General features: G+C 72.4%; 18 protein-coding genes. 4 read left to right on the top strand and 14 right to left on the bottom strand.

Annotation, left to right across the window (positions count from 1 at the left end; genetic code table 11):
- The first annotated feature begins 47 nt into the window (after nt 1-47).
- Nucleotides 48-1,619 (top strand): adenylate/guanylate cyclase domain-containing protein, encoded by a 1,572-nt coding sequence (locus tag ASF37_RS08440; protein ID WP_056579864.1) that lies wholly within the window; start codon nt 48-50, stop codon nt 1,617-1,619.
- A 155-nt stretch (nt 1,620-1,774) separates the two neighbouring features.
- On the opposite strand, the gene ASF37_RS08435 is transcribed toward ASF37_RS08440, so the two are convergent.
- From ASF37_RS08435 to efeO, 4 genes are all read right to left on the bottom strand, one after another.
- On the bottom strand, nt 1,775-3,466 hold the full coding sequence (locus ASF37_RS08435) for a GMC oxidoreductase (protein ID WP_056573494.1): 1,692 nt from the start codon (nt 3,464-3,466) through the stop codon (nt 1,775-1,777).
- A gap of 94 nt (nt 3,467-3,560) precedes the next feature.
- Nucleotides 3,561-5,111 carry a succinic semialdehyde dehydrogenase gene (locus tag ASF37_RS08430; protein ID WP_055963658.1) on the bottom strand — a complete coding sequence of 517 codons (1,551 nt, stop codon included), beginning with the start codon at nt 5,109-5,111 and terminating at the stop codon, nt 3,561-3,563.
- A gap of 66 nt (nt 5,112-5,177) precedes the next feature.
- Nucleotides 5,178-6,452, bottom strand: a complete 1,275-nt coding sequence (gene efeB, locus ASF37_RS08425) for an iron uptake transporter deferrochelatase/peroxidase subunit (RefSeq protein WP_055963655.1) — start codon at nt 6,450-6,452, stop codon at nt 5,178-5,180.
- Nucleotides 6,453-6,483: 31 nt separating this feature from the next.
- Nucleotides 6,484-7,617, bottom strand: coding sequence for an iron uptake system protein EfeO (gene efeO / locus ASF37_RS08420; protein WP_056573499.1), 1,134 nt, complete (start codon nt 7,615-7,617; stop codon nt 6,484-6,486).
- A 267-nt stretch (nt 7,618-7,884) separates the two neighbouring features.
- Between efeO and ASF37_RS08415 the strand changes: the two genes are divergently transcribed.
- Together ASF37_RS08415 and ASF37_RS08410 are read left to right on the top strand one after the other, a co-directional pair.
- Nucleotides 7,885-8,577: a response regulator transcription factor gene (locus tag ASF37_RS08415; protein WP_056579861.1), complete on the top strand. Its 693-nt coding sequence runs from the start codon at nt 7,885-7,887 to the stop codon at nt 8,575-8,577.
- Nucleotides 8,574-11,249, top strand: coding sequence for a DUF4153 domain-containing protein (locus tag ASF37_RS08410; RefSeq protein ID WP_082506448.1), 2,676 nt, complete (start codon nt 8,574-8,576; stop codon nt 11,247-11,249). Before ASF37_RS08415 ends, ASF37_RS08410 begins: the two co-directional genes overlap by 4 nt.
- Nucleotides 11,250-11,251: 2 nt before the next feature.
- Here the strand turns inward: ASF37_RS08410 and ASF37_RS08405 are convergent, their stop codons facing one another.
- The 7 genes from ASF37_RS08405 to ASF37_RS08375 form a co-directional block, all read right to left on the bottom strand.
- Complete coding sequence (locus ASF37_RS08405; RefSeq protein ID WP_056579858.1) at nt 11,252-11,668, bottom strand: hypothetical protein; 417 nt, start codon at nt 11,666-11,668, stop codon at nt 11,252-11,254.
- A complete protein-coding gene (locus tag ASF37_RS08400) occupies nt 11,665-12,771 on the bottom strand; it encodes a GuaB3 family IMP dehydrogenase-related protein (RefSeq protein ID WP_055966179.1) in 1,107 nt (368 codons plus the stop codon). Before ASF37_RS08400 ends, ASF37_RS08405 begins: the two co-directional genes overlap by 4 nt.
- Before the next feature lie 212 nt (nt 12,772-12,983).
- Nucleotides 12,984-13,511, bottom strand: a complete 528-nt coding sequence (locus tag ASF37_RS08395; RefSeq protein ID WP_082506447.1) for a polyketide cyclase — start codon at nt 13,509-13,511, stop codon at nt 12,984-12,986.
- A 7-nt stretch (nt 13,512-13,518) separates the two neighbouring features.
- Nucleotides 13,519-15,027, bottom strand: coding sequence for an IMP dehydrogenase (gene guaB / locus ASF37_RS08390; RefSeq protein ID WP_056556185.1), 1,509 nt, complete (start codon nt 15,025-15,027; stop codon nt 13,519-13,521).
- A gap of 59 nt (nt 15,028-15,086) precedes the next feature.
- Nucleotides 15,087-15,851 (bottom strand): siderophore-interacting protein, encoded by a 765-nt coding sequence (locus ASF37_RS08385; protein WP_056579856.1) that lies wholly within the window; start codon nt 15,849-15,851, stop codon nt 15,087-15,089.
- 74 nt (nt 15,852-15,925) lie between these two features.
- Nucleotides 15,926-16,924, bottom strand: a complete 999-nt coding sequence (locus ASF37_RS08380; protein WP_082506446.1) for an ABC transporter substrate-binding protein — start codon at nt 16,922-16,924, stop codon at nt 15,926-15,928.
- 47 nt (nt 16,925-16,971) lie between these two features.
- Nucleotides 16,972-18,369 (bottom strand): RNB domain-containing ribonuclease, encoded by a 1,398-nt coding sequence (locus ASF37_RS08375; RefSeq protein ID WP_156368146.1) that lies wholly within the window; start codon nt 18,367-18,369, stop codon nt 16,972-16,974.
- 69 nt (nt 18,370-18,438) lie between these two features.
- Here ASF37_RS08375 and ASF37_RS08370 point away from each other — a divergent pair, with 69 nt between their 5' ends.
- Entirely contained in the window at nt 18,439-18,891 is a 453-nt protein-coding gene (locus tag ASF37_RS08370) for an SRPBCC family protein (protein WP_056579850.1), read from the top strand.
- 15 nt (nt 18,892-18,906) lie between these two features.
- Here ASF37_RS08370 and ASF37_RS08365 read toward each other — a convergent pair whose 3' ends face one another.
- The 3 genes from ASF37_RS08365 to ASF37_RS08355 all read right to left on the bottom strand — a co-directional run bounded on the left by ASF37_RS08365 (nt 18,907) and on the right by ASF37_RS08355 (nt 22,167).
- A complete protein-coding gene (locus ASF37_RS08365) occupies nt 18,907-20,529 on the bottom strand; it encodes a 4Fe-4S binding protein (protein ID WP_056579848.1) in 1,623 nt (540 codons plus the stop codon).
- Between the two features lie 7 nt (nt 20,530-20,536).
- A complete protein-coding gene (locus ASF37_RS08360; protein ID WP_055963621.1) occupies nt 20,537-21,469 on the bottom strand; it encodes a diiron oxygenase in 933 nt (310 codons plus the stop codon).
- A 305-nt stretch (nt 21,470-21,774) separates the two neighbouring features.
- Nucleotides 21,775-22,167 carry an MmcQ/YjbR family DNA-binding protein gene (locus tag ASF37_RS08355; protein ID WP_056579846.1) on the bottom strand — a complete coding sequence of 131 codons (393 nt, stop codon included), beginning with the start codon at nt 22,165-22,167 and terminating at the stop codon, nt 21,775-21,777.
- Between the last annotated feature and the right edge of the window lie 59 nt (nt 22,168-22,226).

Raw genomic sequence — 22,226 nt, 5'->3', positions numbered from 1 at the left:
ACGGTACGCTGCCGCACGTCCCCACCGCCAGCCCTGGAAGGTCCGACGTGGACGATCGTCCCTCCCGCTCGGCCACCCGGTCCCGGCGTGCCTTCGGGTCGGTGCTGCTCGGTCCGGCCGAGCAGGACCCCAGCCGGCTGAGGTTCCGCATCCAGCTGCTGCTCACCCTCTTCCTGGTGAGCACCAACGTCATCGGTGCCGGCATCGTCTTCGTGCTCTCGGTCTTCGTGGTGCCCAGCCCCGCGCCCACGCGGGACATGGCGTACGCGCTCGCCGTGGCCGTGCCCTGCTACGTCGGGCTCGCGGTCCTCGTCGGCGCCACGTGGGGCACGTCGGCCACGCTGAAGGCGCAGCGGTGGGCCATCGAGGGTCGCGAGCCCGGGCCCAAGGACCGACGCCGCGCGCTGCGCGCCCCCCGCATGCTGACCCTGCTGCAGGCCGCGCTCTGGATCCTCGCGACCATCCTGTTCACGGTGCTCTCGCTGGTCGTGCAGGAGGAGCGCGCCCTGTCGACCGGTCTCACGGTCGGCATCGCCTCCATCGTGGTCACGACCATCGCCTACCTGCTCGCGGAGTTCGCGATGCGGCCCGTGGCCGCACGCGCCCTCAGCGGCGCGGTCATGAAGAAGCCGCGCGGGCTCGGCGCCGCCACCCGGGTCCTCATGTTCTGGTGGCTCGGCACGGGCGCACCCGTCGTGGGCCTGGTCGTGGTGGGCATCCTGGCCCTCTCCACCGACCAGCTGACGCTCAGCGAGCTGGCCGTCGTCGCCCTCGTGCTCGGCAGCGTCGTGCTCTGCTTCGGCTTCTTCGTCATGTGGTTGACGGCGCGCGCCGTCGTGCAGCCGATCACGGGGGTCACCGCGGCGATGCGCGAGGTGGAGCGCGGCGAGTTCGGCACCACCATCGAGGTGTTCGACGGCTCCGAGCTCGGCATGCTGCAGTCCGGCTTCAACCAGATGTCCACGGGCCTGCTCGAGCGGGAGCGGCTGCGCGACGCCTTCGGGCGGCACGTGGGACGCGACGTGGCCGAGGCCGCTCTCGGGGAGATCCGGCTGGGCGGTGAGACCCGCGAGGTCTCGGTGCTGTTCACCGACCTCGTCGGCTCCACCACGTACGCCGAGCAGCGCGACCCCGACGAGGTCGTGGGCATGCTCAACGACTACTTCGGCGTGATCATCGCCGAGGTCGACGCCCACGGCGGGCTGGTCAACAAGTTCATGGGCGACGCCGTGCTGGCGGTCTTCGGCGCTCCGCGCCCGCTCGACGACCACCCCGGGCAGGCCCTCGCGGCCGCTCGTCGCATCGGGGAGCGGCTCGAGACCGAGCTCGTCGGCGTCCGCGCCGGGATCGGGGTGGCCACCGGCCGCGCCGTCGCAGGCTACGTCGGCGACGAGTCCCGCTACGAGTTCACCGTCATCGGCGACGCGGTCAACGCCGCGTCGCGCCTCACCGAGCTGGCGAAGGACGTCGACGGCGGGGTGCTGGCCGACCTGCAGGCCGTCGAGGCGGCCGGGTCCGAGGAGTCGGCGCACTGGGCGCCGCACGGCAGCACCGTGCTCCGTGGCCGCTCGGACGAGACGCGGACCGCGGTGCCGCGGCGCACCTCGTCCACGTCCTGAGGCCACGAGCCGGTCCCGACCGTCCCACGATTCCCATCAGCTGATGGGAATCCCCCACTCACCTGCGGATGCATCCGCAGGTGAGTGGGGGGAAACCATGGTGGGCTCACGATTCCCATCAAGTGATGGGAATCGTGAGCCGACGGCCGCGACGCTCAGCTGACCCCGACGATGGGCAGCCGGAGGGCGCCGGGGGCGTCGTCGGGGACCACGGGGCTCTTGGGTGCGATCGGCTCCATGGACCGGAAGCCCTCGCCCACGGCGGGCCGGACGTCGGTCTCGCCACGGTTGGGCCAGTAGGCCATGGCCCGCTCGGCCTGGGCCGTGATGGTCAGCGACGGGTTGACGCCCAGGTTCGCGCTGATCGCGGAGCCGTCGACCACGTGCAGGCCCTCGTACCCGTACAGGCGGTGGTAAGGGTCGATGACGCCCGTCTCGGGCGAGTCGCCGATGCAGGCGCCGCCCATGAAGTGCGCCGTGAGCGGCACGTTGAATGGCTCGCCGATGGTGCCGCCGGGGGTGCCCCCCATGTGCTCGGCCATGCGCTGCACCGCCACGTGCCCGGGCTCGATGAACGCCGGGTTGGGCGCACCGTGGCCCTGGCGCGACGTGAGCACCTTGCGGCCGAGCAGGTTGCGCTTCGTGTACGTGGTGATCGAGTTGTCGTGCGTCTGCATGACGAGCGCGATGATGGTGCGCTCGGACCAGTGCCGCAGGTCGTACAGCTTGAACAGGTTGCGCTTCTGGTTCCACATCTCCTTGAGCCAGGTCTTCCAGCGCTTCGTCGGCAGGCTGCCGTCGGTGAGGACGGTCTGCAGCAGCGACATCGCGTTGGAGCCGCGGCCGTAGCGGCACGGCTCGATGTGGGTGTACTCGTCGGGGTGGAACGAGGAGGTGATCGCCACGCCCTCGGAGTAGTCGATGTCCTTGCCGTCGGAGATCGAGCCCAGGAGCGCCTCGGAGTTGGTGCGCGTGAGCAGGCCCAGGCGATCGGAGACCTTCGGCAGCACGCCGCGGTCCTTCATGCGGTGCAGCAGCTTCTGGGTGCCCATCGAGCTGGCGGCGAAGATCACCTGCTCGGCGGTGATGACCTTGTGCTTGCGGAAGCGCTTGTTGGTGCCACGGGTCTCGACGGCGTAGCCCCCGCCGGGCAGCGGCGTGACCGACACGACGGTCGTCAGGGCCTGGATCTCGGCGCCGTTCTGCTCGGCCAGGTGCAGGTAGTTCTTGACGAGCGTGTTCTTGGCGTTGTGCCGGCACCCCGTCATGCACTCACCGCAGTTGATGCAGGCGTTGCGGTCGGGTCCGGCGCCGCCGAAGTACGGGTCGGCGACCTTCGCGCCGGGCTCGTCGCCGAACAGCACGCCGACGGGCGTGTGGTGGAACGTGCCCTCCACGCCCATGTCGGCCGCGACCTTCTTGATGATCCGGTCGGCCGGGGTCTCGAAGGGGTAGGTGGCCACGCCGAGCATCCGCTTGGCCTGGTCGTAGTACGGCGCCAGCTCGGCCTTCCAGTCGGCGATGTGGCCCCAGGCGGGGTCCTTGTAGAACGGGTCGAGCGGCTCGTAGAGCGTGTTGGCGTACACGAGCGACCCGCCGCCCACGCCGGCACCGGAGAGGATGAGGACGTCCTTGAGCTTGTCGATGCGCTGGATGCCGTAGCAGCCGAGCTGCGGCATCCAGAGGAACTTGCGCAGCCGCCAGGACGTCTTGGCGAAGTCCTCGTCGCGGAACCGCTTGCCGGCCTCGAGCACCGCGACCTTGTAGCCCTTCTCGGTCAGGCGGAGCGCGGACACGCTGCCGCCGAAGCCTGAGCCGATGACGATGACGTCGTGGTCGAATGCCATGGGATACCTCTCGTCGTGCTGCGGGGTCGTGCTGGGTGGGGTCGTGCGGGAGCGAGACGCTGCGGTGTCGTGCTGGGGGGGGTCGTGCTGGGGGTCAGGCGCGCCGGGTGCGTCGCAGCACCTTGAGGCCGAGCGTGAGGGCCCGAGCGTAGGTCTTGGCGGGGACGAACGCAGGGCCGGCCATCGGGACGGCGCGCTGGACGGCCACCGACTGCGGCTCGGTGTAGCGCAGGATGCCCTCGGCGCCCTGGCGGCGGCCCACGCCCGAGCTGCGCATGCCGCCCATGGGGGCGTCGATGCTGCCGAACGTGGCGGCGAAGCCCTCGTTGATGTTGACCGTGCCGGCCTTGATGCGCGGCGCGACGAGGCGCGCCTGGCGGACCGGGCCGAAGATGCTCGCGTTCAGGCCGTACTCGCCGGCGTTGGCGAGCGCGATCGCGTCCTCGACGGTGCGGTAGCGGTACAGCGAGACGAGCGGGCCGAACGTCTCCTCGGCGAAGCAGGCGGCCGCCTCGGTGACGCCCTCGAGGACGGTGGGCTCGTAGAAGTAGGGGCCGAGGTCGGGCCGGGCCCGCCCACCGGCGAGGACGGTCGCGCCGTTGGCGACGGCGTCGTCGACGTGCTTGGTGACGGTCTCGACCTGGCTCTGGGAGATGAGCGAGCCCATGTCGGCGTCCCAGTCGAAGCTGGCGCCGAGGCTGAGCGCGCGCACGCGCCGCACGAACGCGTCACGGAAGGAGTCGTAGAGCGCCTCGGGCACGTAGATGCGCTCGATGGACACGCACAGCTGGCCCGCCGAGGAGAAGGCGGCGTTGACGGCGCCGGCCGCGGCGCGCTCGACGTCGGCACCGGGAAGCACGATCATCGGGTTCTTGCCGCCGAGCTCGAGCGAGCAGCTGACCAGCCGCTCGGCGGCCTGCTTGGCCACGAGGGTGCCGGTGGCGGTGGAGCCCGTGAAGCAGATGTAGTCGGCGCGCTCGATGATCGCGGTCCCGACGACGGAGCCGGCCCCGCTGACGACCTGCCAGACGTCGGTGGGGATGCCCGCGCGGCGCAGCAGCTCCACGCCGGCGAGCGCGATCAGCGGGCTCTGGCTGTCGGGCTTGTGCACCACGGCGTTGCCGGCGGCGACGGCGGGCAGACCGTCGGCGATGGCCATGGTCAGGGGGTAGTTCCAGGGGCTGATGACGCCCACGACCCCCTTCGGCACCTGGTTCACGTGCACGCTCGTGAGCCCGGGCAGGGCGCCGTTGCGCCGACGCGTGCGCAGCTGGCTGCGCAGGCGCCGGGCGTAGAACCGGGCGGTGAGCGCCAGGTGGGCCACCTCGTCGAAGGCGTGCGCACGCGCCTTGCCGGACTCCAGCTGGATGAGGTCGAGCAGCTCGTCCTGGTGGGCGAGCACCAGGTCGTGCAGGCGCAGCAGCGCGGCCGACCGGGCCTCGAGCGGCGTGCGGGCCCAGCGCTCCTGGGCGATGCGGGCGGCGTCGAACGCGGCCTCGACGTCGTCGATCGAGGAGACGGGGATCTCCGCGACGGCCTCGCCCGTGAGCGGCGTGCGGGTGGTGCGGGTCTCGCCGCTCGTGCTGCGGATGAGGGCGGTGAGGCTCGTGACGCGGGAGGCGGGGACGACGCTGGCGGCGGACATGCTGCTCAGGATACCGCCGGTATGTGGAACGCGACAGGGCTTGTGTCACATCGGGGACGTCACACGTCAGCCGAGCAGGCCCTCGCCCCAGAACCCCTTCGCCCCGAGTCCGGGCGGGCACGCGAACAACCCGGAGCTGCGGTGCACGATGTACTCGTTGAGCGCGTCGTTGGTGCTGCCCGCGAGGGTGCGCTGGATGCGCACGAACTGCTCGGGCGAGCGCTGGAAGCTGATGAAGAACAGCCCCGCCGCCAGCTGGCCCAGACCGTCGGTCCCGTTCACGAAGTTGTAGCCGCGGCGCAGGATCTTGGCGCCGCCGTTGGAGTCGGGGTGCGCCATCCGCACGTGCGAGAGGGTGGGGATGGCCGGCTCGCCGTCGGCGCCCTTGGCGGCCAGGTCGATCGCGGCGTGCTCGTCGCCGCCCGACAGCGGTCCGCCCGACCCCTTGGCCCGGCCGATGATCGCCTCCTGACCGGCCAGCGGCTCGCGGTCCCACGTCTCGATGCGCATGTCGATGCGTCGGGCCACCAGGTAGGACCCGCCCACCAGCCAGTCCGGTCCGTCGGACTCCTGCACCCACACGACGTCGTCGACGTCGCGGTCCTCGGACTTGACGTTGGCCGTCCCGTCCTTGAACCCGAAGAGGTTGCGCGGCGTCACCTGGGCGGCCGAGGTGGACGACGTGCGTCCGAAGCCCAGCTGGCTGTAGCGGACCGACGCCCGCCCGAAGGCGATGCGCACGAGGTTGCGGACCGCGTGCACGGCCACCTGCGGGTCGTTGGCACACGCCTGGATGGCGATGTCGCCACCGGTGAGCGCCGGGTCGAGCCGGTCGCCGGAGAAGGCCGGCAGATCGACGAGCTCGGCGGGCCGTCGACCGTCTAGGCCGAACCGGGCCTTCCCGTCGCGCTCGAAGAGGCTGGGGCCGAAGCCGATCGTGAGGGTCAGGCCCGACGCGGGCAGACCCAACGCCTCCCCGGTGTCCTCCGGCGGGGCGAGCGGGGTCCCGGCGACCGCGCCGTACACCCCGACCTCGTTGCCCTGCGTGAGGCGGCGCGCGGCCTGCGTCCACTCCTTCAGCAGCGACACCAGCTCGTCACGGCTCTCGGTGGTCACGTCGAGCACCACGAAGTGCAGACGGTCCTGGGCCGGGGTGAGGATCCCCGCCTGGTGCCGGCCCTCGAACGCGACCGGCACCGCGTCGGGGTCGGGCGCGACCGGCTCGTCGCGGGTGGCGGCCACCGCGTAGCCACCTGCGGCTCCCGCGGCGAGCGCGCCGACCCCGGCCGCCCCCAGCAGGGAACGACGGGAGACACCGCTGCGCTCGGTCACGATCGCCATCCTGTCGTGCTCGAGCCCGTGGGGCAGGTGGTCACGCCGAGGCGGCCACGACGGCCGCGACCTTGCTGATCGGCTCGCTCAGGGCCGCGACGGCGTCGGAGAGCTTCTTGACCTGTGCCTTCGTGAGCGTGTCGTAGCCGACCCACTCGCCGGTGTCGGCGTCCTGGTGCTGGTCGAGCTCGGTGTCGAGCGCCTCGAAGCGCTGGTCGATGAGCGTCACCAGCTCGGGGTCGGCCTTCTCCAGCACGGGGCGCAGGGCCGCGATGGCCGCCTGGGACCCCTCGATGTTGGCCTTGAAGTCCCACAGGTCGGTGTGGCTGAACTCGTCCTCCTCACCGGTGATCTTGCCGGTGGCGACCTCGTCGAGCAGACCCTTCGAACCCTGGGCCAGCTGCAGCGCGGTGAGCGGCTGCTCCTTGCTGAGCTCGACGACCTTCTTCACGTTGGCGAGCAGCTCGTCGGCGTAGGGGTCCATGCCCTTGGTGTCGCCCTCGACCCACAGCTGCTTCTCGATGCGGTGCCAGCCGGTGAAGTCGCGGCCCTCGGCCTTCGCGTCGGGCTCACGACCGTCGGTGATCGGGTCGAGGTCGCCGAAGATCTCGGCGACGGGCTCGATGCGCTCCCAGTAGGTGCGGGCCCGCGGGAACAGCGCCTTGGCCTCGTCGACCTCGCCGGCCTTGACGGCGTCGACGAACTCGGTGGTCTTGTCGATGAGGGCGCCGGTCTGGCTCTCGACGTAGCGCTCGTAGCTCGCGGCGGCGGCCTTGAGCTCCTCGGAGTCCGACAGGTCCTTCGCCGGCGCGCCCGTCACGGACAGCGTCTGGCGGATGCCGTCACCGACCATGCCCGGCTTGCAGGCGCCCTCGTACGAGCCCTTCGGCAGGTCGACGACCAGGTCCCGCGACAGGCCGGGGCCGACGTTCTCGACCTCGCCCATGATGCGGTCGCCCTCGGCGTACACGTAGAACTCGGTGACCTTGGAGCCCTTGTTGGTCACCTGGAAGGTGGTCGGGCCGGCGTCGAGCTTCGTGGCGGACACCTCGCACGAGGAGTCCGATGCGGCGACGGCGACGGTCCCGTCGCCCGCGGCCGGCTTCTCGGCGCAGGCGCCGAGCAGGGAGAGGGAGACGGCCACCAGGCCGGTGGCGGCGAGACTGCGGTGCATGGGGATCCTTCGGGAACGGGCGTCCAGGTGAGGACAGCCTCACCATGGTAGTCCCGCACCCGTTCCCCCACGCAACGATCCGGCGTGTGACGTGCGCCGGCCCCTCGCCCCGCCCCCTATCGGTGGAGCCTCAACCGCAGGGCTGCCGCTGCGGTTGAGGATCCACCGATGGGGGGCAGGGGGCGGGGCACGCGGCCGACGGATCTTCACATGATCTCCAGGTCGCTCCCCCACGCCGGGACGCGCACCGAACCTAGGGTCGGGTCCATGACCGCCGAAGCCCGTCGCACCATCCTCGTCGTCGAGGACGAGCCGCTCATCAACCAGATGGTGACCGACCGCCTGCGCGCCGAGGGCCACGACGTGGTCCAGGCGCACGACGGCCCGGGGGCCGTGGTCGCGTTCGAGGAGCACGACCCCGACCTGGTCGTGCTGGACCTCATGCTCCCCGGGTTCGACGGGCTGGAGGTGTGCCGACGCGTGCAGGCCCTGCGTCCGGTCCCCGTGCTGATGCTCACCGCGCGCGACGACGAGACCGACGTGCTCGTGGGCCTCGGCGTCGGCGCCGACGACTACGTGACCAAGCCGTTCCGCCAGCGTGAGCTGGTGGCTCGCGTCCACGCCCTCCTGCGCCGCGTCGACCGGGCCGCCGAGCTGGCCGCGCGGGCAGCGCCGACACGCACCGTCGGCTCGCTCGCCGTCGACGGCGCCACCCGTCGGGTGAGGGTCGACGGCGCCGACGTGCACCTCACGCCGCTGGAGTTCGACCTCCTCACGGCACTCGCCGCCGAGCCCGGGTCGGTGCGCAGCCGCGAGGAGCTCATGCAGGAGGTGTGGGGCTGGTCCGACGCCTCGGGCACCCGCACGCTCGACAGCCACGTGAAGGCCCTGCGCGCGAAGATCGGCGCCGACCGGGTGCGCACGGTGCACGGCGTCGGGTACGCCCTGGAGGAACGATGAGCCCCCGACCTCCCAGCACGAGTCCGACCAGCACTGGACCGACGGGCGCTCGACCGACGGGCGGCGCGCGTCCGCTCGACGCGGTCGGCTCGATCAAGGCCAAGCTGGGCCTGCTCGTCGGCGCGAGCACGGTGGTCGCCGCACTCCTCGCCCAGATCGGCGACCGAGCCGGCCTGCCCGTCTGGGTCTCCCTGCCGGTCACGGTGGGGGCCGCGCTGCTCGTGACGCAGTGGCTCGCCCGCGGCATGACGTCGCCGCTTCGCACCATGACCGACGCCACCGCGCGCATGTCGGCGGGCGACTACGGCGTCCGCGTCGGCGTGACGTCCGACGACGAGGTCGGCCGGCTCGCCCGTGCGTTCGACGCCATGGCCGCCGCGCTGGAGTCGACCGACCGCGAGCGCCGCCAGCTGGTCGCGACCGTGGCGCACGAGCTGCGCACCCCGCTCACCGCGCAGCGGGCACTGCTGGAGAACCTGGCCGACGGCGTCGTCCAGCCCGACGACGCGGCGCTCGGCGCCGCGCTGCACCAGGCGGAGCGCCTGAGCGACCTGGTGGCCGACCTGCTCGACCTGTCGCGGATCGACGCGGGTGTGGCGCCCCTGCGCCTCGAGGACGTCGACGTCGAGTCGCTCGTGCGGTCCGTCGTCGACGAGAGCCTCGACCGGGGGCGCGACACGTCCGTGACCGTGGAGGTGTCGCCACCCGATCTCGCCGTCCGCGCCGATCCCGGTCGACTCGCCCAGGTGGTCGCGAACCTGGTCGACAACGCCGTCCGGCACAGCCCGACCGGGCGCTCGGTCCGGGTGAGCGCCTCGGCCGAGGACGGCCGGTGGCACCTCGACGTCCGCGACGAGGGCCCGGGCATCCCGTCCGACCTCGAGGACCGCGTCTTCGAGCGGTTCGGCACCGGCCCCGACGCAGGGGGTGGCACCGGCCTCGGGCTCGCGATCACCCGCTGGGTCTGCGAGCTGCACGGCGGCACCGTCGACGTCGTGCCCTCCACCGCGGGAGCGCACCTGCGCGCCACCCTGCCGCGCGACCCCCGTCCCACGCCCCGTCCAGCCGCCGCCCAGGCATCGACCCTCCCGACGATCGACCCGAGGAGCACCCCCATGACCACGAGCACCCCTCCCCAGCGCCCAGGCACGACCGCACCGGCGCCGGACGTCGCGGCACCACCCTCCACCGGGCGAGCCGACGACCTGCTGGCCCGCCTGTGGCCCGAGCGCGCGCTGCCCCCGCAGGTGCCGCTGCTCCTCGCCTCGGCCGGCGTGGGCGTGCTCGGCTCCCTGCTGATCGTCGACCAGCCGATCGGCGTCGGCTCCCTGCTGCTCGCCCTCGCCGTCGCTGCCGTCGTGCTGACGGCGGCACGCGGTCGCTCCCGCGGTGCCGCCGACCCGTTCACGGTCGTGGGCGTGGCACTCGGGGTCGCCCTCGCCTCGATGACGGTGCTGCGCGCGAGTGAGTGGGTCGGGCTCCTCGGGGTGGTCGTGGCCGGCACCACGGTGGCCGTGGCCGTCACCCGAGCCCGGTCGGTCGTCGCGATCCCCGGTGCCGTCGTCGCATGGATCGCGTCCGCCGCCCGCGGGCTGCCGCTCCTCGGTCGGACTCTCTCGGCCACGAGCCGCTCACGCCTGCTGTGGCCGGTGCTGCGCACGACGGCCCTGGCCGCGGGCGGCCTGGTGCTCTTCGGCGGGCTCTTCGCCTCGGGCGACGCCGTCTTCGGCACCTGGGCGTCGAGCATCGTGCCCGACCTCGCCTGGGACTCGGTCGTGGCCCGCGGGTTCGTCTGCTTCTTCGTCGCCGGCGTCACCCTGGCCGGCTGCTACCTGGCCCTCAATCCACCGCCCCTGCTCGCCGAGGACCTCCCCACCGGACGACCGGTGCGGCACCGGTGGGAGTGGCTCGTGCCGCTCGGCACCGTCGTGGCCCTGTTCGTCGCCTTCCTCGTGGCGCAGTCCGCGGCGATGTGGGGTGGCCGCGACTACCTGCAGCGCACCACCGGCCTGACCTACGCCGAGTACGTGCACCAGGGCTTCGGCCAGCTGACGACGGTGACGTTCCTGACCCTCGTCGTCATCGGGGTCGCCGCCCGCAAGGCCCCGCGCACCGACGAGCGGGACAGGCTCGTGCTGCGACTGGTGCTGGGGCTGCTGTGCGTGCTGACGCTCGCGGTCGTCGTGTCCGCCCTCTACCGGATGGATCTGTACCAGGAGGCCTACGGCTACACCGTGCTCCGCCTCGCCGTCGTGGGCTTCGAGCTGTGGCTCGGGCTGCTCGTGTCACTCACCCTGGTCGCGGTCGGCCGGCTCACCGGGACCTGGCTGCCGCGGGCCGCGCTGCTCTCCGGCGCCGGCGTCCTGCTGGTCCTCGGCCTGATGAATCCCGCCGGCTGGGTGGCCACCCACAACGTGGAGCGGTTCGCCGAGACCGGGACCCTCGACGTCGACTACCTGCGCTCGCTCGGCGACGACGCCGTGCCGTCGATCGTGGCGGGCCTGCCCGAGCGGACGGCCGCGTGCGTCCTGGACGATCCGTACGGCCCGACGGAGACCGACGACGGCGGTGCCTGGTCCTGGAACCTGGGCCGGGAGCGCGCCGACCGGGCACGGGCCGAGGTGGCCGCGGTCCCGTCCGACGGGTCGTGCCTCACCATCGCGCGTGAGTGAGGTCAGCGCGTGAGGACGACCATCCAGCCGATCATCGCGGCACACCCTGCGACACCGACGACAAGGCCGACGAGAGGCCAGTGCCACGTGCGTCTGCGCCGGATCGCCCCGCGGACGATGAGCAGCGCCGAGCCGAGGACGGCGGTCGCCAGCACCAGCCAGAGGACGGCGATGCCCAGGAAGAACAGCAGTCCTCCCCCGTCGCCGCACAGCAGTGCGCCCTCGTCGGAGGAGGTTCCGCAACCGTCGGCCGCCATGACCAGCAGCAGCGCCATGACGCCGGCGACGGCGGACAGGGCGGAGAGCCCGAGCCACAGGACGGTCGCGACGACGACGTCGGCGACGCGCACAGGGCCGAGGTCGGCTGGCAGCGACGGCAGCCGGCTAGCGGTGCCGTCCGGCGCCGACCCGTCGATCACGCGACGACGACCTCGACCCGCTGGAACTCCTTGAGCTCGGTGTAGCCCGTGGTGGCCATCGCGCGGCGGAGGGCCCCGATGAGGTTCATCGTGCCGTCGGGCACCGACGACGGGCCGAAGAGCACCGACTCGAGCGAGCCGACGGTGCCGATCTCGACGCGCTTGCCGCGCGGCAGCTCGGCGTGCCACGCCTCGGCACCCCAGTGGAAGCCGCGGCCCGGGGCCTCGGTGGCACGGGCGAACGGGGAGCCGATCATGACGGCGTCGGCCCCGCAGGCGACGGCCTTGGCGATGTCGCCGCTGCGGCCGATCGAGCCGTCGGCGATGACGTGGACGTAGCGGCCGCCCGACTCGTCGAGGTAGTCGCGGCGGGCCGCGGCGACGTCGGCGACGGCCGAGGCCATGGGCACCGCGACGCCGAGCACCGACCGCGTGGTGTGCGCGGCTCCGCCGCCGAAGCCGACGAGGACGCCCGCCGCGCCGGTGCGCATGAGGTGCAGGGCGGCCTGGTAGGTGGCGCAGCCGCCGACGATCACGGGGACGTCGAGCTCGTAGATGAACTCCTTGAGGTTGAGCGGCTCCGTCTGGCTCGAGACGTGCTCGGCCGAGACGGTGGTGCCGCGGATGACGAAGAGGTCGACCCCGGCCTCCACGACCACGTCGGAGAACTGCTTGGTGCGCTGCGGCGAGAGCGCGGCGGCCACCGTGACGCCGGCGTCGCGGATCTCGCGGAGGCGGTCCTTGATCAGCTCGGCCTTGATCGGCTCGCCGTAGATCTCCTGCAGCCGTGCGGTCGCGGCGACGGCGTCGAGGGACGCGATCTCGGCGAGCAGGGGGGTGGGGTCCTCGTAGCGGGTCCACAGACCCTCGAGGTCGAGCACGCCGAGCCCACCGTGGCGACCGAGCGCGATCACGGTCTCGGGGCTCATCACCGAGTCCATCGGTGCGGCGATGACCGGGAGCTCGAAGCGGTAGGCGTCGATCTGCCAGGCCGTCGAGACCTCCTCGGGGTCGCGGGTGCGCCGGCTGGGCACGATCGCGATGTCGTCGAAGGAGTAGGCGCGGCGGCCGCGCTTGGCGGCGCCGATGTCGAGCTCAGGCATGCGTCCCACCCTAGTGGCGACGGACGTCACGTCTCGCCGGGCGTCGTCGCGCGTCCCACCCAGGGTCCTCGTCCCCAGAGGTAGGTAGCGCGCGGAATCGGCGGGGCGGAGGTAGGTAGCGCGCGGAAACGGGCCTCGTATCCACGTGCCTCCTACCTGCGACGCGCGAGATCCGCGGGTCACCTACCTCTGACGGCGATTCCGCGGGCTACCTACCTCTGACGGCCGCGCGCCTCGCGCTCGGCGAGCGCCTTGAGGTTGAGCAGCTGGCGGCGCGCCATCGGGAGGTCGCCCAGCGACAGCAGGTCGACGAGGGGCCGACGGCCTCGGGAGACGAGCTTGAGCAGCAGCCGGGTGTCTTCATCCCCCACGGGCCCGACGCGGTAGCTCATGACGGCGGGGCCGATCCGGGCCGTGAGCTCACGGCCGGGCTCCACCGCGAGCACGCGCCCGACCTGGCGCCCCATCGCCGTCATGAACACCTCGCCGACGACGGGGTCGGGCAGGTCGGCGCGCACCCGCGGCGAGCGCCGACCGAGGTTGTCGACCCAGTCGTAGGAGTACGGGGCCACCCTCAGCTGCCGCACCCACGCCCACACCACGTCGGCCGGCGCGTCGACGGTGACGCCCCGCCACGCCTGCATCGGCGCGTCGGGCAGCACGGCGTCGCAGCCGTACTCCAGCGCGACCTCGGCGTCCGTGACGCCCCACCGGTCGGCCAGGACGCGACGGGGCCTCACGACGTCGTCAGCGTCCGGCGTAGTTGGGGGCCTCGACGGTCATCTGGATGTCGTGCGGGTGGCTCTCCTTGAGCCCCGCCGACGTGATGCGCACGAAGCGACCGCGCTCCTGCAGCTCGGGGATGGTGCGCGAGCCGACGTAGAACATCGACTGGTGCAGACCACCGACGAGCTGGTGGGCGACGGCACCGAGCGGACCGCGGTAGGCCACCTGGCCCTCGATGCCCTCGGGGACGATCTTGTCGTCGCTGACCACGTCGGCCTGGAAGTAGCGGTCCTTGGAGTAGGACTTCTTGCCGCGCGAGGCCATGGCGCCGATGGAGCCCATGCCGCGGTACGTCTTGTACTGCTTGCCGTTCATGAAGATCAGGTCCCCGGGGCTCTCCTCGCAGCCGGCGAGCAGCGAGCCGACCATGACCGAGTCGGCACCCGCGACGAGCGCCTTGGCGATGTCGCCGGAGTACTGGAGCCCGCCGTCGGCGATGACCGGCACGCCCGCCGGCCTGGCGGCGAGCGAGGCTTCGTAGACGGCCGAGATCTGCGGGACGCCCACACCGGCCACCACGCGGGTGGTGCAGATGGAGCCGGGCCCGACGCCGACCTTCACGGCGTCGACCCCGGCGTCGACGAGAGCCTGGCTGCCGGCGCGGGTGGCGATGTTGCCGCCGATGACCTGGATGCCGTCGAAGGCGCGGTCGGCCTTGATGCGGCGCACCATGTCGAGCAGCAGGCGCGCGTGGCCGTGGGCGGTGTCGACCACGAGCACGTCGACCCCGGCCTCGCGCAGGGCGTTGGCGCGGTCCCAGGAGTCGCCGAAGAAGCCGACCGCGGCACCGACGAGCAGGCGACCCTCGTCGTCCTTGCTGGCGAGCGGGTACTGCTCGGACTTCACGAAGTCCTTGACGGTGATCAGACCGGCGAGGCGGTCGTCGGCGTCGATGATCGGGAGCCGCTCGCGCTTGTGCTGACGCAGCAGCGACGAGGCGTCCTCACGACTGATGCCGACCGGCCCGGTGACGAGCGGCATGGGCGTCATGACGTCGCCGACGATCGTGGTGGACCACTCCGCGACGGGCGTGAAGCGCAGGTCGCGGTTGGTGATGATGCCGAGGAGCCGGTTGTCGGGGTCGACGACGGGCAGGCCCGAGACGCGGTACTCGCCGCAGATCTCGTCGAGCTCCTCGAGCGTGGCCTTCGGGCCGATCGTGACGGGGTTGGGGATCATGCCCGTCTGGGTGCGCTTGACCAGGTCGACCTGGTAGCTCTGGTCCTCGATGGAGAGGTTGCGGTGCAGGATGCCGATACCGCCCTCGCGCGCCATGGCGATGGCCATGCGCGACTCGGTGACGGTGTCCATCGCGCTCGACAGCAGCGGGATCCGCAGCGTCAGGTCGCGGGTGAGCCGCGCGGTGGTGTCGACGTCACTCGGGACGACGTCGGTCTCGCCGGGAAGCAGCAGGACGTCGTCGTACGTGAGGCCGAGGCTGGCGAACTTGTCGGGGATGCCCTGCTCCATGCAGCCATGGTACGGCCGCCGACCCCGGGACCCCAGGGGCCCGGACGTGACGTGCCCCGCTACAGCCCCGGCCTCCCCTCGGCCCAGTAGGGCTGCGTCTTCACGGCCTTGCGGTCCAGACCCACGACGTCGCGCAGGAGGGTGCGCTGACGCTGGATGGCCGGACCGTTGCCGGCGAGGTAGGCCACCGGGTCGGGCAGCACGCGCAGCGCATCGACGTTCGCGCGGATCCAGGCGTCCAGGACGGCTCCGGGTGCCTCGACCGCAGGGAGCACCGTGGCCTCCGGCACGAGCACCCGGGTCGCGTCCACGTCGGCCTCGGGCACCTCGAGCACGGTGACCAGGTCGCGCCCGTCGCGGCCCGCACGCTCGGCCATGCACAGCGCGAGGCTGATCACGGTCGCGTCGCCGAGGAGCACGACGGGTCGTCCGTCACCGGGCGCCGTCTGCCGCCCACGGCCCGGCACCCCCGCCGGGTCCCAGGTGAAGGCCCGCGCGGACGACCACCGGCAGACCTTCACCGCGTCACCCTCGGCCCACCCCTCGACCAGGTCGTGGCCGGGCGTCGGCCCGGGATGGTCGTGGCGCTGCACGATGATCGTCAGGGCGTCGCCCTCGATCAGTGCCGGCGTGTAGTGCCGGAACTCGTTGCGGGACACGCGGAACGCAGTCACGTCGCACGGCTCGATCGTGGCGGACGTGAAGTCGGAACAGCGCAGGACGAGACGGCGCAGGCCCGGCGAGATCACCTCGTTCGCGCCGACGGTGGCCTCGTGGGCCTGGGCCTCGACGTAGTTCGCGAGCAGGGTGGGCGTCTTCGACACGGTGTGCTCCAGGTCGGCCGGACCGGGCGACGACGGCCCCGACCCCTGGGTCGGGGCCGTCGCTGCCCGAGGTGTCAGGACGTGAACGTCTCGAGACCGTCGGCGAAGCGGTCGAAGACGTCGGCGTAGGCCTGCGCCGACGGCGGCGCCACGGACGTCCACGGGATGTAGGCGTCGTTCTCGGCGGCCGTGGTCTTGCCCCAGACCGGCTCCTTCTTCAGCGCGGCCAGGCCGGCGCTGCCGATGCGGTCGTCCCAGTAGGCGACGTCGGCGTCGTAGGTGTCGGCCTTCTCCCAGCTGAGCGACTCGAAGTAGCCACCCTCGTCGGGGTTCTTCGGCGTCACGATGTCGAGACCGATCTCGTCGCGGTAGTACTTGAGGTCCGGGCTGACCTCGGGGTTGGAGACGTAGAACAGGTCGGGCGAGTACGAGACCGCGAGGATCGACGGCTTCGCGCCCTGCGCGACCTTCTCGAGCCGCGCCTGCGCGGTCTCGAAGGCCTCACGGCCCTCGGCGAAGTCGGCCTCGTCGGCACCCAGCGCCGTAGCGGCCTTCTCGGTGGAGTCGATGATCTGCGGGAGCGTCTTGCCGTCGAAGCTGATGACGAGCGTCTGGAACTGCGCGTCGAGCTTCTTCTTGACGTCGGCGTTGACGTACCAGAGGTCGGGCTCGAGGTAGCTGCTGGTGACGACCAGGTCCGGCTCGAGACCGGCCAGCTTCTCGAGGTCGATGTCGCCGTACTCACCGCCACCGGTGACGTCCTCGACGGCGTCGGCGTCGAGTCCGGCAGCCTGGGAGTCGAGCTCGCCGTCGGCGTTCTTCACCGGACCGAAGACGCCGACGATCTTGTCGCCGAGGCCGAGGTCGGTGAGCGCGGCTGCGACCGACGACTGCACGACGAGGCGCTCGGGCGCGGCGTCGAGCTCGAGCTTCGTGCCGAGGTCGTCGGTGTAGGTCCAGGCCTGGTCGGAGCCGGAGTCGTCGTCGGACGAGCCGCACGCGGCGAGCGGGAGCGCGAGAGCCAGGGCGGCGGCAACCACCGTGCGGCGGAGCAGGGGGGAACGTCGTGTCATGCAGGGCAGCCTAACTTAAGGTTGCCTTACCTGAGCAAGAGGTCAGATCACCAGGCCGGCGTGAGGTGCACCACGCCCGCCGCAGGGTCGGCGGCGACCACCCGGACCTGGCGCCGCTCGCCCTCGCGCAGCCGGGCCGACCCCGCGCCGGCGTCGGTCGCGACCAGCACGGCGGGCTCGAGCAGCATGACGTCCGCGTCCTGCCCGTCCACGTCGACCACCAGCGCCTCGAGCTCCTGACCGACGAACGGGGCGAGCATCGACGCCTCCACCCGGTCCAGAACGCCGCGGGTGGCACGGGACGCGAGGGCGTCGGAGGCCCGCATCGCATCGGGGACCGACGGCAGCGCCTCGCGCAGCGCCGTCGGGACCTCGCCCCCGCTCGACACCGCCAGGCAGACCTCGCTCGCGAACCGGTCGGCGAGCCGCCTCAGCGGTGCGGTGACCTGGGCGTACGGCGCCCCGACGCCCGCGTGCCCCGGGGTCGCGGGCGGCTCTCCGTCGAAGGCGGCGAACGAGGCTCCGCGCAGCAGACGAGTGGCGTCGGTCATGACCGCCAGGTGGGTGACGTCGTCGGCGTCGAGGCCGTCGAGCAGCGCTGCCGGGTCATCACCCGCGTCCACGCCGAGGGCGCGGGCGCGGGCGAGGAACCGCTGCACGTCGCGCGGGTCGGGGTCGGGCAGGGTGCGCAGCAGCCCCACCCGCGCCTCGAGCATGATCGACGCCGCCACGGTGCCGGTGAGCAGCGAGATCTCCGCGTTCCAGTCGTCGGCCTCGCGTCGGACACGCCACACCGCGCGCCACCCGCCCGAGGTCGCCTCGTCGGGCACGACCTCCTGGTCGGGCAGGCCCAGCTCGAGCGCACCCGCGGCCACGCGGACCGCGCGCCGCAGCCGGCCGACGTCGCGCAGCGCCTCGATGCTCGGATGCAGACGTCCGGCGTCGGCGTCGGCCTGGACGGTCGCGTAGTCGAGGCGGGCGACCGACCGCACCAGGGCGCGCTCGACGCGGTGGGCGACGACGGCACCGTCGACGTCGAGGTCGATCGTCCACAGCACGGCGCCCCGCACCTGGTCGGGCAGCAGGCTCAGCGCGCCTTCCGAGAGCACCGGCGGATGCAGCGGCACGCGACCGTCGGGCAGGTAGATGGTCTGCCCGCGTCCGCGGGCCTCCGTGTCGATCGCGCCGCCCAGCGGGACCACGCCGAGGTCGGCGATGGCGTAGTGCACCCGGAACCCGCCGTCGCGACGCTCGAGGTGGACCGCCTGGTCGAGGTCCATGGCCCCCGGCGGGTCGATGGTGACGAAGGGCAGGCCGGTGCGATCGGTCGTCGCGAGCGGGCCGCGGGCCGCGACCTCCTCGGCCTCGGCGAGCACGTCGTCGGGGAAGTCGTCGGAACGCTCGGCGGCTGGCAGGTCGAGCTCTCGGCGCAGCGTCTCGAACACGTGCGCGACGCTACCAGCGCACCGCACCGACCCGGTTGCGCCGACCTCGGTGGGAGGCAAGGTGGAGACATGGACACGCACATCACCGCCACCCGCACCATCGATGCACCGGCCGGCGAGGTCTTCGCGATCCTGTCCGACCCCGAGCGGCACCACGAGATCGACGGCTCCGACATGGTGCGCAGCGACGACCGCTCGGACCGCATCACCGCGGCGGGGCAGTCGTTCCGGATGAACATGCACCACCCGAGGGCCGGGGACTACCAGACCGACAACCACGTGACCGGCTTCGAGCAGGGCTCCCTGCTGGCGTGGCAGACCGGAGCGGTCGACGCCGACCCGGCCGGCTGGGAGTGGGTGTGGCGGCTGACCCCTCTCGGGCGCGACTCGACCGAGGTCAGCGTCACCTACGACTGGTCGAAGGTCACCGACCCGGCCGTCCTGAAGCGGCTGCACTTCCCCGTCGTGCCGCACGAGGCACTCGAGTCGACCCTGGCCAACCTGGCGGCCGCGGTCGCCTGAGTCGGCTCGCCGCACTCACCGTCCGGCGGCGAGCAGGTCCTCGACGGTGGTCAGCTTGACCCGCGGCCGTCCGCTCGCGAGGCCCGCGTCGATCTCGCGGCGCTCGATGGCCCGCACCCCCGCACCGCGGACGAGCTGCGGCTGACGCCGCTGCACCAGCCGGGACAGTGCCCGCTCCGACCGCGACGGGGAGCGAAGTCGGCCGTCGGCCGCATCGCCCAGCAGCGTCGTGACGGTCTCGCCCGCGCACACGCGGTTGGCGCCGATGCCGCCGGTCGACCCGCGCTTGGCCCAGCCGACGACGTAGGCGCCGGGGACTGGCTCGCCGGTCGCCGGGTCGACGACCCGGCCCTCGTGGTTCGGGATCAGGCCTCGCTCGTCGTCGAACGGCAGCCCGGGGACCATGCGACCGCGCCGGCCGATCGAGCTGACCAGCAGCTGCGTGGGCGCCTCGGCCTCGCCGTCGGGGCCCGCCACGATCACCGACGCCAACACCCCGTCCCCGTGCGCGGCCGTGACCCGGCGGCCGAAGGCCAGCACGAGCCGCTTGCCCGCGCCGGCACCCCCACCGGGCTCGGACGTCCAGTCGCTCCGCACGCGCGGGAACCCGGCCAGCAGCGCGGCGTTGGTCCCCGGCTCCGGGGCGGCCAGGGCCGTCGCGACCGCCTCGTCGTCCTCGACGCAGAGCTCGATGCCGTCGGGCAGCGTCAGCAGCTCGGGCCGGGTGAAGGCGGCGTGCTCGGGACCGCGACGCCCCAGCAGCACGACCTCGCGCACGTCGGCCCGACGCAGCGCCTCCAGGGCGTGGTCGGCGATCTCCGTGCCGGCCAGTCGACCGGGATCACTGAGCAGCAGGCGCGCGACGTCGAGCGCGACGTTGCCGTTGCCCACGACGAACACCCTCGCCCCCTGCACGCCGACGGCGTCGCCCGGGACGTCGGGGTCGCCGTTGTACCAGGAGACGACCTCGGTGGATCCGTGCACGCCCTCGAGGTCCTCCCCCACGATGCCGAGCCGTCGGTCCTCGGGGGCGCCGATGCCGTAGACCACCGCGTCGTGGTGCTCGAGCAGCTCCTCGTGCGAGAGGTGCCGACCGACCTCCACGTTCATGAAAAGGCGCGCGCGGGGGTGGTCGTAGGTCCAGCCGAAGGTGTCCTGCACCCGCTTGGTCTCCGGGTGGTCCGGCGCCACCCCGCCGCGCAGCAGACCGCCCGGCACCGGGAGCCGGTCGAAGAACGACACGTGCGCGTCGGACGCCGCGAGCAGCTCACGTGCGGTGTAGGTCGCGGCCGGGCCGGTCCCGACCACGGCGACCCGCAGGCCCGTGGGCACGCCCGGGCGCACGCGGGCGTGGGTCTGCTGCTTCGCGACCTCGCGCTCGGGCCGCTGCTCGTAGTAGGCGGCGTTCAGCTCGGCGAACACGGCCTCGCCGCCGCGCAGGATCTCGATCGGCTTGATCGCCGACGCGGGGCAGGCGTCGGCGCAGGCGCCGCAGTCGATGCACGAGCGAGGGTCGACGTAGAGGATGTCGGTCGTGCCGAAGTCGGGCTCTCCCGGCGTCGGGTGGATGCAGTCGACCGGGCACACCTCCACGCAGGAGGCGTCGGAGCAGCAGCTCTGGGTGATGGCGAAGGGCATGGCGGCCTCAGAGCATGTGCACGCGGCGGTACAGCCGCTTGGCCGTCGGCGTCAGCAGCCCGGCCTCGGCCAGGAAGTCCATCAGGTGCACGCACGACAGACGCATGAGCGCGTGGTGGTGCTCGTTGTTCTTGGCCGCCTCGACGGCCTCCTTCACGTCGAGCCCGGCCTCGGCGTACACCTCGGGGCGGACGAGGCTCTTGACGATGAAGTAGCCGACGCTCGCGATCTGCAGGGCGCTGGCGCGGCGGCGGGCCTCGGAGATGCCCTTCATGGCCTCGAGGGTCTCGTGGCGCGCGAACTTCATGTGCCGCGACTCCTCGACCACGTGGATCTTGCAGATCGTCTTGACCTGGGGCGAGACGGAGGCGCCGCGCATCCAGTCACGCTGCATGACGTCGAGGACCTCCTCGGCCACCAGGATCGACGTGTAGGCGACCTCGCCGCGCGCCGTCAGCTTGAGCAGCTTGGCGGCCTTGTGCAGCAGCGGGTGGGGCAGGTAGGAACGACCGGCGATGTGCTGGGCGCCCTTGGCGAACATGATCGAGTGGCGGCACTCGTCGGCGATCTCGGTGAGCGCGAACTGGAACTCGCTGCTCGCGTAGTCCTTGTCGTAGATGTCGACGAGCAGCATCTGCTGCAGGAGCATCTCGAACCAGATGCCGATGCTCGCGACGCTGGCCGCCTCGTGGCGCGTGAGCGTGGCGCGCTGCTCCGGCGTCATGCGCTCCCACAGGTCGGTGCCGAAGAGCGTGCACCACTCGGGGTTCACGCCGTCGTGCAGCGGGTCGAGCGGCGCGTCCCAGTCGACCTCCTTCTCGGGGTCGTAGGACAGCTGGGCCGACGACGACAGGAGCCGCTCGAGCACGCCGTCACGCTCGACCTCCGCACGGAACGCGGCGGCGTCGGGGGTGGTGGGGCGGGTCTCGGTGATCGTCATGGCAGTCTCCTCGGCTACTCGACAACGGTGATGTGACATCGGGAATGTCGCATCCATACCCACGGTATGGCGAGTCGGTCGCGAGCGCAAGAGACGACCGTCACGCGGCCCCTCGACGGGACGTCGGAGCGCGGATGCACCCGTGCGGTCAGGACGCGGACGTCCCGAACCCCGCGGGGCAGGGTGGGAGATTCCCAGGTCGACCTGGGAAACCTGCAGAAGCACAGGTTGCTACCCGTGCAGTCGTAGGGAAAGCCGTGCAGTCCGGAAGATTCCCAGGTCGACCTGGGAATCTGCGGCACGGGTCAGGGGCGGTCGGCGAGCCAGGACTCGGCCAGGCGGGCGGGTGCGCGCGCGAGCCAGGCGTCCTCGACCGCGGTCTCCAGCCGGGCGGGGTCCACCAGGTCGAGCTCGACCAGGAAGCCGGGGTGGTTCGCCAGGTGCTCGATGGTGAAGAAGCCCGGCACCCCCTCGCCGAGGATCGCGTCGCGGTCGGCGAGGTCCTCGGTGCGCAGACCGACGATCTCGCCCTGCGGCACCGGGTCGTCGCCGAACCGCCTCAGGTCGGCCTTGCTGAACGGTCGCACCCAGCAGAACATCGCCTTCTCGACGAACCAGGCGCGGTTCCCCCAGCTGGTGCGCTCGGCGACCTCCGGCAGCGCCAGGCACAGACGCTCGACGTCCTCGACGGTGGCCATGGGATCACGGTGCGGGTTGGCCGGCGGCGCGTCAAGCACGGGCGGGAACGACGGCGGCG

Source organism: Aeromicrobium sp. Leaf289, from assembly GCF_001423335.1.
Classification (GTDB): domain Bacteria; phylum Actinomycetota; class Actinomycetes; order Propionibacteriales; family Nocardioidaceae; genus Aeromicrobium.
This window is presented reverse-complemented; position numbering and strand designations above follow the sequence as displayed.

Excerpts from the sequence above, each read along its gene's own strand:
- guaB (WP_056556185.1), bottom strand. The coding sequence starts at position 15,027 with ATGGAGCAGGGCATCCCCGACAAGTTCGCCAGCCTCGGCCTCACGTAC.
- ASF37_RS08355 (WP_056579846.1), bottom strand. The coding sequence starts at position 22,167 with ATGGCCACCGTCGAGGACGTCGAGCGTCTGTGCCTGGCGCTGCCGGAG.
- ASF37_RS08370 (WP_056579850.1), top strand. The coding sequence starts at position 18,439 with ATGGACACGCACATCACCGCCACCCGCACCATCGATGCACCGGCCGGC.
- ASF37_RS08435 (WP_056573494.1), bottom strand. The coding sequence starts at position 3,466 with ATGGCATTCGACCACGACGTCATCGTCATCGGCTCAGGCTTCGGCGGC.
- ASF37_RS08415 (WP_056579861.1), top strand. The coding sequence starts at position 7,885 with ATGACCGCCGAAGCCCGTCGCACCATCCTCGTCGTCGAGGACGAGCCG.
- ASF37_RS08365 (WP_056579848.1), bottom strand. The coding sequence starts at position 20,529 with ATGCCCTTCGCCATCACCCAGAGCTGCTGCTCCGACGCCTCCTGCGTG.
- ASF37_RS08410 (WP_082506448.1), top strand. The coding sequence starts at position 8,574 with ATGAGCCCCCGACCTCCCAGCACGAGTCCGACCAGCACTGGACCGACG.
- ASF37_RS08360 (WP_055963621.1), bottom strand. The coding sequence starts at position 21,469 with ATGACGATCACCGAGACCCGCCCCACCACCCCCGACGCCGCCGCGTTC.
- ASF37_RS08400 (WP_055966179.1), bottom strand. The coding sequence starts at position 12,771 with ATGCCTGAGCTCGACATCGGCGCCGCCAAGCGCGGCCGCCGCGCCTAC.
- efeB (WP_055963655.1), bottom strand. The coding sequence starts at position 6,452 with ATGGCGATCGTGACCGAGCGCAGCGGTGTCTCCCGTCGTTCCCTGCTG.
- ASF37_RS08430 (WP_055963658.1), bottom strand. The coding sequence starts at position 5,111 with ATGTCCGCCGCCAGCGTCGTCCCCGCCTCCCGCGTCACGAGCCTCACC.
- efeO (WP_056573499.1), bottom strand. The coding sequence starts at position 7,617 with ATGCACCGCAGTCTCGCCGCCACCGGCCTGGTGGCCGTCTCCCTCTCC.
- ASF37_RS08380 (WP_082506446.1), bottom strand. The coding sequence starts at position 16,924 with ATGACACGACGTTCCCCCCTGCTCCGCCGCACGGTGGTTGCCGCCGCC.